Raw genomic sequence first — 13,766 nt, forward strand, 5'->3', positions numbered from 1 at the left:
CTTTTCTACTACATTGATTTTTCAATAGCTGCCATGAAAGCAGAACGAATAGCACCATCTTCTAGTGCTCTGACACCACGGATTGTAGAACCACCTGGTGATGTTACACGATCCTTTAATTCTCCTGGATGAATACCAGTTTCTAGCTGCATCTTTCCACTACCTAATACTGTCTGACTAGCTAATGTGTAGGCAGCCTGACGTGGAAGTCCTTTTGCGACTGCACCATCAGCTAATGCTTCAATGACCATATAGATGAATGCTGGTCCACATCCTGACAAGGCACCACCGACATTCATAAGGTGAGATGGCAAGATTTCTACTGAACCTGCTTTTTCAAAGCATGATTTGATAAAATTGAATTCTTCATTTGTTAATGAATGTTTTTCTTCAATAAGTACCATACCTTCTCCTACCTGGATTGGTGTGTTTGGCATAAATGTTAAATGTCTAGTAGAAGAATCTAGCATTGTTTCATATTTAGTAAAGTCGTATCCTAATACCATTGATACAACAGCCTTGTTTTTTAAATCATCTTTAATTGGGGCAATAACCTTTTCAACAACCTGTGGCTTTACAGCAATAAAGATCATTTCACTTTGATTGATGACTTCTTTAGCATCATCAAAGACAGCTACGCCTCTTTCGATTGCACGTTTCTGTGCTGCTTCAGAAAGATCACATCCACAGATATCTTCTGATTGTACAGCCCCTTTTTTAATAAAGCCTTCTTGGATGGCAGAAGCCATATTCCCCATCCCAATAAATCCAAATTTGTACATAATTTCCTCCTCGATTATACAAAAAGCTAACAGTCACCTGTTAGCTTCTTTTTTTAAATTCTTCTATTCTTTAAGAATGCAGGTACATCATCATCGATTTCATCTTCTGGTTCATCAAAGCTTGAAGATGGAATCTTACGAGATGTCTTAGCTGTATACGAAGTTTCAGGCATTGTTGGTTCCTCTTCTTCTTCGAAACCAGTTGCAATGATTGTAACGATAATCTGATCATCTAATGATTCATTAATAGCAACACCTAAGATTGTATTAACTTCATTACCAACAGCTTCCTGAATAGCAGCTAAAGCTGTACTTGCATCATATAATGAAATATTTGGTCCACCAGTTACGTTAACAATTGCATCCTTAGCACCAGCAACAGATACATCAAGAAGTGGAGAAGAGATAGCTCTCTTAGCAGCTTCTTCTGCCTTGTTGTCGCCATCGCTCATACCAATACCGATCAATGCAGCACCACGATCTTTCATGACTGAAGATACATCCGCAAAGTCAAGGTTGATGAATGCTGGAATGGCAATCAAGTCAGTGATTGTCTGAACACCCTGACGAAGCACATTATCTGCTTCCTTGAATGCTTCACCCATTGGTCTACCACCAATAGCATCTAATAGACGGTCGTTAGATACGACGATAATAGAATCGACATTCTGTTTTAATTCATCTAATCCAGCCTGTGCCTGTCTTGCACGTCTTGGTCCTTCAAATGAGAAAGGAGAAGTGACAACAGCTACTGTCAATGCACCTAGTTCTCTTGCAATCTTAGCAATGACAGGTGCAGCACCAGTACCAGTTCCACCGCCCATACCGGCAGCAACAAAGACCATGTTAGCACCAGTTAAAGCTTCACGAATATCATTTTCAGCTTCAACTGCAGCCTTACGTCCAATTTCTGGATTTCCACCGGCACCTAGTCCGTGAGTTAAATCTTTACCTAAAATTAATTTTTCTACATCATTGATACCTTTTAACATCTGTGCATCAGTGTTGGCTACATAGAATTCTACGCCTTTAACGCCATCCTGAACCATTCTTGTGACAGCGTTGCATCCTCCGCCGCCAACTCCCACTACTTTAATATTTGCAACCTGAACAAAATCCATATTTAAATCCATAGTCCTCTATCCTCTTTCTTTACTCATCATCACTTAAAATCGCTTCTAAAAATCTTTTAAAACGACCTTTATTTTCTGTCTCTGTTTTTGTTTTTGTTAACCCTTTTAATCGCATATTCATTGTACTTGACAAATCAGGTAGAGTCAATGAGACATTCTGTTCACCAAGCAGCTCCTTGCGATCATTGAGATAATAAACCATACCTAACGATGGAACAAAAGTCATATCTCTCGCACCGATTGTTTCTGGACGGTAACATCTTACTGGTGATCCAAGAGCATCTGTAGCCACTTCATCAAAGAAAGGCAGCTCTCCTCCACCACCAACAATGACTGTTTCATAATTACGTCCATCGTTGATTACATCAATCTTGCTTTTAACAACTTCCATCATGTCCTGAACAGCTCTTGTCAATACGCCAGATAAATCTTTCTGCGTATAGTTGACAATACGTCCATCCACGTTAGAAGAAAGAATTACATCTTCATTGCCAAGATCTTTTTGACATGTTCCATACTTTACCTTGTAGACTTCAGCCTGATTCATTGGAATCTGCCATTCTACTGCGATTGCTTTTGTTAAGTCAAAGCCTCCCACCGGGGCCTGTGTTAAATACTTTAAGTATCCATCTTCAAAGAATGCAATTGTAGATGAACGATATCCTACATCAATAAGAATAGCGCCCTCCTGTAAATAAACTGCATCAAATGCTTCCTTCGCTGAAGCGTAGGCATCTATTGTAATATCCAACAGCTCTAGACCTGCTTTTTCTACCGCTGTCAAATAGGCATATAACGTTTTCTTGCGTGTTGCAATGATCATTGTTTCTGCTTTAAGAGATGCTGATCTGACTCCAAGTGGAATCTTATCGAGCGTTCTGGTGTCTGTATGATAACGAATAGCCACCGTTGAAACAACATCTTCATTCTTGCTTAATTCAAACCTTCTAGAAAGCTTGATTGTACGTAGTACATCATCAACACCGATTTTATCTGATGGAGAATTTACTTTAGTAATGCCATCTCCCAAATAAACTCTTGCATCATGTGATGGAAGAACGAGCGCAACACTTTGAATAGTCGTATTCAATTCTTTGTTTGCCTCATTAACAATGGAATGAATGTCTTCTACGACCGCATCCATATCTTTTATTTCTCCTTTGCTGATACCATGACTTGGAATCTTCTTAGAGAAAAGGATATTAATATTTGCACTGACTGTTTCAGCTACCAGTAATTTAATTGTCGTTGATCCGATATCTAAAACGGCATATATTTCTTTCATATTTATTCTCCCCATTTACACATATAATTATATTATCATAAAACAAGGTTTATTGAAATAAAGTAAGACAAAAAGTATACAATTTATTGTAAAAAAAACCTCTTGTCTAAACAAAAGGTTTATTTCTTATAATCAAATTTATCATCAGATGAATACATATACAATTTTCCATTCATAAAGACATACGTCTGTACATCTTTTTGAACGACATTATTGGCCTGATAATCAAATCTTTCAAATACATCAACCATCTCATTGACTCTTACAACGAGAACTTTTCCATTATCCATAATCATACGTACCCTGAAAGGTTCCGTCTTAGAATTAGAAAGAATGATATCACTTACCGAACTATGTACATTTTCTGGTATTTTGACATATTCTTTTGCAAACTTTTTCAATTGTCCATAAGATTTAAAATGAGAAACCTTCACGTATTTCTTAACATCACCTAGTCCCATTTCAGGACTGTTTTCAAAGACATGTCCCATTGAATCAATGATATATGTCTTATTCTTGATTGTCGCATAAGCAAGAATATCACCTTCACTTACACGAACACTCAGATGTCCTAGTAGATTCTTAGAAACATCTGCTTTCTTAATAAGTGGCATATCCAATACTTTCTTTTCTACCTTGTTGGTATTAAGCAAGAAAATCGTATCTTTCTTATATTGACTTAATACCTTCTGAATATACTTGGTAGAGATTGTCTGGTTGCCTTCTACACTAATGGTACGAATTCTTGAGAGATCAGAGATAAAATAGAGTACAATCAAAGATAAAACGAGAAGGAAAAGAAAGATCTTTGCCTTCTTTTTTAATCTTAGCTTCTTCTTTTTTCTAAGCAGGACTTTACGAGGATCACTATTGTATTCCCCTATGTTTCCAAATAGTTCCTGCGCTTGTCTTTTGGTCATAGATTCTCCCAGTTGACAAGAATAACTTCTTTTTTGAGTTCTACTCCAAATTTATCTTTAACGCTCTTTTCGACCAAATGTATTAAATCAAGAACATCCTTAGCGGATGCATATCCATTGTTGACAATAAAGTTAGAATGCTTTGGTGACACCTGTGCTCCACCGATTTCATATCCTCTAAGGCCCACTTCATCGACATACTGCCATGCGGCTTTATTGGCTGGATTACGGAACACACTGCCGGCACTTGCAAAATTCCAAGGCTGAGACGACATGCGTCGTTCTTTACGTTTATCAAGCACCGCTCTTATTTCATTAGGATCTTTCACATTCATTTTGAATGTTCCTTCAATGATCACCCATTCAGGATGACTTTGTAAAATAGAATGACGATAATCAAACTGCATCTGTTCTTTATTTAAAGTGATAATCTCATTGTTTTCATCAAGAATCTGACAAGACTCAAAAACATCCGCAATACAGTACTTATAAGCACCTGCATTCATATAGAGTGCTCCCCCGATTGTTCCAGGGATACCACCCATAAATTCAAATCCTGACAAACCTACCTTAGCACTTTGATAAGCCAATGCAATAAGGCTAGCACCGGATTGTGCCTTAATAATATTGCCATTATAATGCACTTTATTTAAGGCATTAAGTGAAACAATAACTCCTTCAAAGACACTATCAGAGAAAAGCAGGTCACTGCCTTTTCCAAGTACCATATACTTTAACTGATGATTTCTTATAAAACTAAGTGCTTTCTTTAACTCATCAATACCACGAGGTTCACAGAAGATTCGCGCTGGTCCACCGACCTTATAGGTCGTATGCTTATACATTGGTTCATCTTGAATGACTTCCCCAATATCTAGCGCCAATAATTCATTATAGATTGTCGTCATATTCATCATACTAACCCCTTTCTAAGAGTTTCTTAATTTCACCATAAATGTCTTCACAGGCATGAGGTTTTCCCATAGCCTTAGCATTCTTTTTCATATTTTCTCTCATTTCATCATTGTTCATCAATAATGAAATCTTTTCTACTAATTCATCTTCATTAAGATCTTTTTCAAGAATCATAAGGGCTGCTTCATTGTTAACTAATTCCATCGCATTATGTTCCTGATGATTCATCACAACATAAGGACTTGGAATAAGAATAGAAGCACTGCCAAGAGAGGTCATCTCTGCTAAAGTTGTCGCTCCCGCACGAGATACAATAATATCACTGCTCTTCAATACGCTAGGCATATCATCGATATAAGGTACAATATGAATATTATCATTGAAAGAAGCTTCCTTCTTCATTTCTTCATAATGCGCTTTTCCTGTCGCATATAAAATATGATAATCTTCATTTTCCATCTTCTTTAATGCAGAAACCATGGTCTTATTGATAGTCGCTGAACCTAAAGATCCCATTACAATCACAACAACCTTCTTATCACGAGGGATATTATAGATATCATGTACATCCTTAAGATCATTTTCCCACACCTTGCTGGCACGAGGATTTCCTAATAGCTTTGTCTTTTCAGCAGGGAACTGTTCAAGCGCCTGCTTATAGCAGCAGATGATTTCATCAACCTTGTTGATGAGGATCTTATTTGTTAAACCAATGATAGAATTCTGTTCATGGATCATAGTAGGAATCTTCTTCTTGCTTGCAGCAAGTACAATGGATGCACTTGGATAGCCACCAAATCCAACAACTAAATCAGGCTTAAATTCTTTTAAGATCTTCTTCGAGTGAGATAATGACTTAATAAAAAGCAAAACATTCTTTACTTTCTGAAGAGGATTACCTGATAGTCCTTTTACATGAAGTCCCTTATAGGCATAACCTAATTCAGGTACGACATGCGCTTCTAATCGATCAGTTGTTCCTACAAAAAGAAACTCTGCTGTAGGATCTTGACTTTTAATATAATCTACCAATGCAAGAGCAGGATATAAATGTCCTCCTGTCCCTCCGGCACTTACTATTATTTTCATATTTATCACCTTATCTATTGTATCATATTATCTTTTTTTCTCAAAAAGCAGCCTTAAAGCTGCTTAACGATTTCTTTAAATTTTCTTCCTCTTTCACCCATGTTATTAAATTCATCAAATGAGCTAGTAGAAGGAGAAAGCAAAATGACATCTCCACTTGTTGCAAGTTCATTAGCTTTCAAGATAGCATCTTTCATATGAGAGACTTCATAAGTATGAGGATGATGCATATCACAAGCAAAACGATGACCTGCTTCACCAAATGTCACAAGGTATTTAATGTGATCATTTAATGCACGTACATCATCTAAAGGCAATCCTTTTTCATGTCCACCCATCAATAAGATAACAGGTTTCTCAAAAGCCTTAATCGCAATCACTGCGGCATCAGTGTTAGTCCCTTTTGAATCATTATAGAACTTCACACCATTTTTCTCTGTAACATATTCTAGACGATGTTCTACCCCAGTAAATAATGAAATAGCTTCTCTAATTGTCTTTAATGATACGTTACTATGAACACAGGCAATAATAGCAACCATGATATTAGAAATATTATGAAGTCCTACAATCTTGATTTCATCACGAGTGATAACTTCTTCTCCCTTATAGTAGATTGTACGATCCTTTAACATACAATCAGCATCCTGATGCACTGAGAATGTTTCAATCTTATTATGAGGAGGAATCTTTTCTAGATAAGATGTCAAAGTCTTATCGTCAAGATTTCTGATAAAGATCGCATCCTGATCACAGTTTTCATAGATTCTCATCTTTGATGCATAGTATTCATCAAGACTGTCCATATAATCAAGATGATCAGGAGTCAAGTTCAAGACACTTGAAACCTGTGGCTTAAATTCATGAATATCCAATAGCTGGAAGTTAGACATCTCTAGTACAATATCATGTCCTTCTTCTTCATAAAGACGTTCATCCATAACAACATCACAATAAGGAATACCATAGTTTCCACAAATGTGTGCTTTCTTATTAGCATGCTTTAAGATTGAATAAAGCAAAGACACCGTTGTCGTCTTTCCATTTGTTCCTGTAATCGCAATATAATGCTGAGGGCGGGCTACCTGATAGCCTAACTCAATTTCAGTAAGAACAGGAATACCACGTTCTTTTAATCTTAAAACATAAGGTGCATGGTAATTGATGCCAGGTACCTTTACGACAAAATCAAAATCTCTTTCAAATAATTCATCAGGCATACCACCGTAGATAACTTCCATCCCCTTGTTGATATACTCATCATAATGAGCAATCTTTTCTTTTGGACTTCCATCATTGATAGTGATCTTAGCACCAAAATGTTCCAAAAGGCGAATAGCTGCCTGACCTGATTTTCCTAGACCTAATACTAAGACTTTCTTATCTTTTATTTCCATTTTACATGACTCCAATCAACACACTGGCAATAGCAGCTAATGCTTCTACAAGCCAGAATACAAGTACTACTTTTGTTTCAGACCATCCACACATTTCAAAATGATGATGGATAGGTGCCATCTTAAAGACTCTTTTTCCTCTAGTCTTAAATGAAATAACCTGAATAATAACAGACAGTGTTTCACATAGTGGAACAAGTCCAATTAAGATCAATAGCAGTTCCTGCTTTGTTAAGATTGATAATGCAGCAAGAACACCACCTAATGCTAAAGAACCACAATCCCCCATAAAGATTTTAGCTGGATTATAGTTAAAATGCATAAAGCCTGCTAATGCCCCGATCATTGCTGCACAGAAGATCACAATAGCCCAATTTTTTAAGATCAATGCGAAGATGATATAGGGAACAATGGCAATCATGACTAATCCTGTAGCCAATCCATCTAGTCCATCAGATAAGTTGACCGCATTGCTTTCAGCAGTAAACATGAAATAAACAAGTACTGGATAAAGCCATCCAAGATCCACATTCAACTGTGTAAACGGAATCGTAATCTGATGACTAAATTCAGGAATAGTTCTCGCTGCTAACATATAGAAACCAATCGCAAATACTGACTGCAATAGATATTTATGTAGCGGTCTTAATCCCTTGTTGCTTTTTTGTACTACAATTAAGTAATCATCTACAAAACCAATAAAGCCAAAGCCAGCTAATGCAAAAACAAGAAGATTAATATAGGGATTCTTCAAGAATTCAATATTGCATAAATACACTGCAACGATAGCTGCAATAATAAAGACAAGTCCACCCATTGTAGGTGTCCCCTGCTTAGCTTTATGTGAAGCAAGTCCTTCCTCTCTTTCAATCTGTCCAAACTTAAGCTTATGCAAGAATGGAATAACCTGTGGCATTGTCAGCAAGACAAATAAGAGTGCCACGACAAAAGTTAATACTAATCTAATAAGATTCATAACGTTTTTCTCCCCTTTGTTAAACGCCTACACTATAGCATAATTTATCATTATTAACAATAAGGTTTATGCTACTTTGCATAAACCTTAATCTTTTGATTTAGTTTGATTTCAGCACCTTTTTCTACATCCTGCTTATAGATTGTACCTGCTCCTTCAGTTTCAATTGTAACCCCAGAAAGAGCACCAAAAGCTTCCGCTTCTTTTCTTGACCATCCTTCCATTGAAGGCATGATGATCTTATTGCCATCGGTTGCAATCATAACACGTGACGACGATGTAATTGTCGATTGACTTTCAGGATACTGATTTGTAACACTCTTGCCATCTTCTCCAATAATGATTGGTGTAACACCATTCTTCTTTAACATATTATTGGCATACTCTACAGACTGATTTGTAAAGTTTGGCATCGTGTAAGTATTCGTCTTAACTTTCTTAGAACTATCCTTATGAATATTCAACGCGGACTTCGCAATTGCCTTAATGACATTAGCAGCATCTCCAGTATAGTTGGATGTATTCTGCCATGTAATCACAAAGACAACTTCTGGATCATCATAAGGTGCAAGACCTGCAAATGTATGTGAATGAAGTGATGCTGAGTAAGAACCATTTACTGCCACCTGACCAGTACCAGATTTACCGATAATATCAACTTCAGAATCTTTATAGTGCGCATGTACTGTACCAGCCTTATTGTGAGTAACACCATACATCAGATACTTCATTGTCTTTACTGCTTCAGTAGAATAGATCTTCTCTGAATATGTTGTCTTAGCAGAATAGATTGTTTTCTTGTTAGTCGGATTAACAACCTTTTCTACAAGATAAGGTTCAACATATTTTCCATCATTTGCAAAAACACTATACCCTCTTAACAGCTGGAATGGTGTTACAGAAGAACCTTGTCCAAATCCAGTTGTATAGTATTCAAGACTCTTTGATTTCCCATCATATCCTTTAACCCCAGAACCTGATGTCAAGCCATCAACCGTACTAGATTTAAAGAATCCTAAGCGGTCATAATCAGAAATCAATGATTTCATATTTGTCTTGCTTTGTAAAATATTACAGATAGCTACATTGGAAGAACGATATAATCCTTCTCCATAAGTGATTCTACCCCAACCTGTCCTATTGACATCATGAATCTGGGCAATCACTTTACCTGCTGAACGATAAGTGAAGACCCCCGAATGATAGTAATCATTGATATCTAACACTTTATCAGTCAGCGCATTCGCATAGACGAAGACCTTGAATGCAGAACCACATTCATAGGCATCATTTAAGAAAATGCTATTGAAGTTTTTCATGTTACGCTTATTAGGATCAAAAGAAGGATAATCACTTACTGCAAGAATTTTTCCTGTCTTTGCTTCCATAATCGCACATGTTGCCTTATCAGGCTTAGCTTTCTCAATAAATTCTTTCATCAATGAATCAAGCTCAGTCTGAATACGGCTGTCTATTGTTAAATAAACATCATTACCCGGTGTTGATTTCTTATAATAAAGTTCCCCACCTGGCAATACATTTTTCTTGGAATCAATCAAATAGATCTGTTTTCCATTTTTTCCTTGAAGATAATTATTGTAGCTCTTTTCGATACCAAGTTCTCCAACGAGCTGCTTATCATCATCTTTTGCTGATTTGGCATAGCCAATCTCATACGATGCAAAATCACCAAAAGTATAGTTTCTTGAACGTACTTCTTTAAATTCCAATCCTGGTAATTTTAATCTTTCAATCTTATCTTTCACAACAGCAGATAGGTTTTTAGAGTAGTTTCCAAATTCTACCTGATAACCCTTTGATTGCATCTTCTTGTAAAGATACTCTTCATCTGCTCCAAGAATCTTTGATAAAGCCTTAGCAGTCTTTCTTTTATCAACTACATACGCAGGCTCATTTTTTGCAGTAACACGAATAGGCGAAATATATGTAATCAGATTGTATCTCTTAACATCCTTAGCAGCAACTTCACCATCACTTGTATAGATCGTACCTCTAGTCGCATATTCTGTCTTAGTAATACGACCAGCTCCACGTGTCTTATTGTAATCGCGAATGTTTTCTCCACTAACGATTGTTTTACCAGTTACGCATAGATAAGCAATATTGGCGATTAGTCCTACTACGACTACCGCCATTATTCTCTTTAAAGCAATAATACCATAATTTGGATCTCTTTTCTTTCTTTTCACTATTTATCCTCACTTACTACGACTGCAGCAGTTGATCCCTGTTTATATGTATAGCCTTTAGCAGTTGCTACTTTCTTCAATCTAGAAAATGAAGCAAGCTCTGATTTCTGAATTTCAAGCCCATCAATATCTGATTGAATAGCAGAAATTTCATCCTGTCTCTTTTTTGTTTTGGCATTAATATCCATTTCAAGTGAGTTAAAGACAATATTACCTAAAATGGCAACGACAAATGCAAAAAAAGCAACTCTTTTAGCAATAATTAAAACTTTTGGATCATTAGTCTTTTTCTTCCCCATTTTCTTTTACCCTCTCAATCACTCTTAATTTTGCGGAATGAGAACGATGGTTCTCTTCCAATTCTTCTTCACTCGCCAGAATTGGTTTTCTTGTAACCTTCTTGAAGGATGGTTCAAGTCCTTCAGGAATAATCGCAATATTCTTTGGAAGATCTGGCATCTTCGTTAATTCATTAAAACGATATTTGCAGATCTTATCTTCCAATGACTGGAATGTAATCACTGCTACTCTTCCATTGACATTAAGCATTGATAAAGCATCATCCAATGCTTTTTCAAATACACCTAGCTCATCATTGACTTCAATACGAATAGCCTGGAAAGTTCTCTTTGCAGGATGTCCGCCTTTACGTCGATATTTAGCTGGAATCGCTTTCTTGATTACATCAACCAACTGGAAAGTTGTTTCAATCGGTTGAATTTCTCTTTCTTTCTCAATGCCTCTGGCAATAGATTTCGCAAATTTTTCATCTGCGTATTTGAATAAGATACGTACAAGATCATTGTACGAATATTCGTTGACAACTTCATAAGCACTTAGCTTTTGCTGCTGGTTCATGCGCATATCCAATCTTGCATCAAGATTGTAGCTAAATCCTCTTGAAGCTTCATCAAACTGTGGTGATGAGACACCTAAATCAAAAAGTACACCATCGACTTTATAGACTCCACGTTTTTCAAGTTCACTTTTAATATTTTTAAAGTTCGAATGAATGATCGTAAAATGATCACTAATCTTGCTTAAACGTTCGCTTGCTGCGTCAATGGCATGCTGATCTTGATCAAAGCAGTAAAGGTGTCCACTCTCTAGCTGTGAAAGAATCTGCGAACTATGTCCACCTCCACCAAGTGTGCAATCCACATAAATACCATCTTTTTTTACTTGTAAAGCGTCTACCGCTTCATGTAACATCACACTTTTGTGTTCAAACATAATTACTCCTCTTCCAACATCTCTGATAATTCATCAAAATCTGCATCATTTTCTTCATAGTAGCTTTCCCATTTCTGCTGATTCCAGATTTCCATATGGTCACCTACACCAATGATGACACATTCTTTTTCTAGTCCTGCCAAACTTCTTAAATCTGCAGGAATATTAATACGTCCCGTTTTATCAAACTCAATATCATGAGTCTTAGACTGCACAAGTCGCAAGAACTTACGGGCTTCTTTTTTACGTTGAGAAAGCTGTGCCAACCCTTGATAATAGGCATTCCATCCTTCCTCATTGTAAACATTCAGGCATCCTTCGTTTCCACGTGTTACATAGACCAAAGATCCGCACTGATTGCGCATTTTTGAAGGAATAGATAGTCTGCCCTTAGTATCCATGTTGTGTCTATATTCACCAAAGAACACCAGAATCCACCACCTTTTCCCACTTTCTGCCACTGTTTACCACTATTATAACAACCTGTTTTGCACTTGTACACTTTTTCTATAAGAAAATCCAAAAAAACTGTGGCTGTATTCACAATAAAATGTGCATAACCTGATGCTTTCTTTACTATATTCATAATTAGTTATATTGTGACAAAAAAAGGAAGAGCTTAGCTCTTCCTTACACATAATCTGTATTAGATAAAGGATAACTTGTCCTAAAACTTGTACTCTGATATTCCTTATCGCTTTGATGAGTAGCTATAAAATAATTATTTCCTCTTAAGAAATACTGATTGGCAGGTACAGTATCATTCCAAGTTACATCATTATTGTAATAAGCACCCTTCAACTTGATGATATTCCATGAATGAGAAGCACTTCTTTCTCCATTGAACCCTGTTCCTACAATCATACGATTATCGATTCCACATGCCAAAAGCATACGATACATCAATAAGGTATATCCCTGACAGACTGCTTTTCCATAATGCAAAGCGCCATAGGCTGTATGTGCCAATGTGCCAATATTTCTATAGCTTACATGGGAAGTAATATAATCATTGATATACTTGATTTTCTGATAATCACTTTTACCCTCTAACGTTTTAGCCACCGCTTTTACTCTAGTGGCTACCGCCTGTTCTTGTTTTAAGTTAGTATAGAATTCAAAATGATAATCAATATCATACTGATATTCTCCTACCTTCTTGACATAGCTGACTCTTGTTCTATAGGAAGAAAGATTGTATTTAATATAATCTCCTTCATCTGCAACACCGGTGTAGGCTACCGCTTTTTCAAAAAGCGTCTTTCCCAATGTCTTGCTTTCATCACCCTTCGTCACATAATGTATTGTCGCATCAGAATCTCTATTAACCATCGCTTTTCGCAATAGGCTGATCTGCCTCTGATTATCATTGCTTGACGATGAATAATCTAAGAACTTATTGGTTACGACATTTACCACAATGGCAACTACCACAAGAATGATCAGACGTTTAAATATTTTCATGGATTTTCCCCCAATCATAATAAGGTAGTGTCAAAAATCTATATCACATAGCACTAATACACTACCCTCAATTTTATCTATATAAACAGTAAAATGATTACTGAGTATATCTTAGTAATCATCTTTTTTCGTATTTAACTAAAAAAGATGAAACAACCTGTGTTATACTTTTAGCGCCAACCAAAATATCACGAAAGGATGTTTCATCATGGAAAGTATAACACATTTAATTAATTCTATTGAATCTTTTTCTAAACAAAATTTTAAGTTCTCTCAGTATTTTCAGGCTTTGAATCTCCTTGGCAAGATTCCTGATACTGTTTCCCATCGTCTGAACAACATTGATGTTATTCATCATCTCG

General features: G+C 36.4%; 13 protein-coding genes. All 13 read right to left on the minus strand.

Features of this window, described 5'->3' with window-relative positions:
* Positions 1-8: 8 nt before the first annotated feature.
* The 13 genes from proC to T513_RS0111015 all read right to left on the minus strand — a co-directional run bounded on the left by proC (position 9) and on the right by T513_RS0111015 (position 13,404).
* On the minus strand, positions 9-782 hold the full coding sequence (proC, locus tag T513_RS0110955) for a pyrroline-5-carboxylate reductase (RefSeq protein ID WP_031590113.1): 774 nt from the start codon (positions 780-782) through the stop codon (positions 9-11).
* A 53-nt stretch (positions 783-835) separates the two neighbouring features.
* Positions 836-1,915: a cell division protein FtsZ gene (gene ftsZ, locus T513_RS0110960; RefSeq protein ID WP_029070214.1), complete on the minus strand. Its 1,080-nt coding sequence runs from the start codon at positions 1,913-1,915 to the stop codon at positions 836-838.
* A 19-nt stretch (positions 1,916-1,934) separates the two neighbouring features.
* Complete coding sequence (locus tag T513_RS0110965; RefSeq protein WP_029070213.1) at positions 1,935-3,200, minus strand: cell division FtsA domain-containing protein; 1,266 nt, start codon at positions 3,198-3,200, stop codon at positions 1,935-1,937.
* Between the two features lie 119 nt (positions 3,201-3,319).
* Positions 3,320-4,120 carry a cell division protein FtsQ/DivIB gene (locus T513_RS0110970; RefSeq protein ID WP_031590114.1) on the minus strand — a complete coding sequence of 267 codons (801 nt, stop codon included), beginning with the start codon at positions 4,118-4,120 and terminating at the stop codon, positions 3,320-3,322.
* Positions 4,117-5,037: a UDP-N-acetylmuramate dehydrogenase gene (murB, locus tag T513_RS0110975; protein ID WP_338010444.1), complete on the minus strand. Its 921-nt coding sequence runs from the start codon at positions 5,035-5,037 to the stop codon at positions 4,117-4,119. The genes T513_RS0110970 and murB overlap by 4 nt, the downstream gene beginning before the upstream one ends.
* A 1-nt stretch (position 5,038) precedes the next feature.
* On the minus strand, positions 5,039-6,124 hold the full coding sequence (gene murG / locus T513_RS0110980) for an undecaprenyldiphospho-muramoylpentapeptide beta-N-acetylglucosaminyltransferase (RefSeq protein ID WP_029070210.1): 1,086 nt from the start codon (positions 6,122-6,124) through the stop codon (positions 5,039-5,041).
* A 53-nt stretch (positions 6,125-6,177) separates the two neighbouring features.
* Complete coding sequence (gene murD / locus T513_RS0110985) at positions 6,178-7,521, minus strand: UDP-N-acetylmuramoyl-L-alanine--D-glutamate ligase (protein ID WP_029070209.1); 1,344 nt, start codon at positions 7,519-7,521, stop codon at positions 6,178-6,180.
* Position 7,522: 1 nt separating this feature from the next.
* On the minus strand, positions 7,523-8,497 hold the full coding sequence (gene mraY, locus T513_RS0110990) for a phospho-N-acetylmuramoyl-pentapeptide-transferase (RefSeq protein ID WP_029070208.1): 975 nt from the start codon (positions 8,495-8,497) through the stop codon (positions 7,523-7,525).
* Positions 8,498-8,568: 71 nt separating this feature from the next.
* On the minus strand, positions 8,569-10,707 hold the full coding sequence (locus T513_RS0110995) for a penicillin-binding protein (protein ID WP_031590116.1): 2,139 nt from the start codon (positions 10,705-10,707) through the stop codon (positions 8,569-8,571).
* Positions 10,707-11,006: a hypothetical protein gene (locus tag T513_RS0111000; protein ID WP_051550640.1), complete on the minus strand. Its 300-nt coding sequence runs from the start codon at positions 11,004-11,006 to the stop codon at positions 10,707-10,709. Before T513_RS0111000 ends, T513_RS0110995 begins: the two co-directional genes overlap by 1 nt.
* Positions 10,987-11,940 (minus strand): 16S rRNA (cytosine(1402)-N(4))-methyltransferase RsmH, encoded by a 954-nt coding sequence (gene rsmH / locus T513_RS0111005; RefSeq protein WP_029072379.1) that lies wholly within the window; start codon positions 11,938-11,940, stop codon positions 10,987-10,989. Before rsmH ends, T513_RS0111000 begins: the two co-directional genes overlap by 20 nt.
* Before the next feature lie 2 nt (positions 11,941-11,942).
* Positions 11,943-12,401, minus strand: coding sequence for a division/cell wall cluster transcriptional repressor MraZ (mraZ, locus tag T513_RS0111010; protein WP_338010445.1), 459 nt, complete (start codon positions 12,399-12,401; stop codon positions 11,943-11,945).
* Positions 12,402-12,570: 169 nt separating this feature from the next.
* Entirely contained in the window at positions 12,571-13,404 is an 834-nt protein-coding gene (locus tag T513_RS0111015) for a transglutaminase domain-containing protein (protein WP_031590118.1), read from the minus strand.
* Positions 13,405-13,766: the final 362 nt, after the last annotated feature.

The sequence above is a fragment of the Kandleria vitulina DSM 20405 genome (assembly GCF_000702065.1).
Classification (GTDB): Bacteria; Bacillota_I; Bacilli_A; order Erysipelotrichales; family Coprobacillaceae; genus Kandleria; species Kandleria vitulina.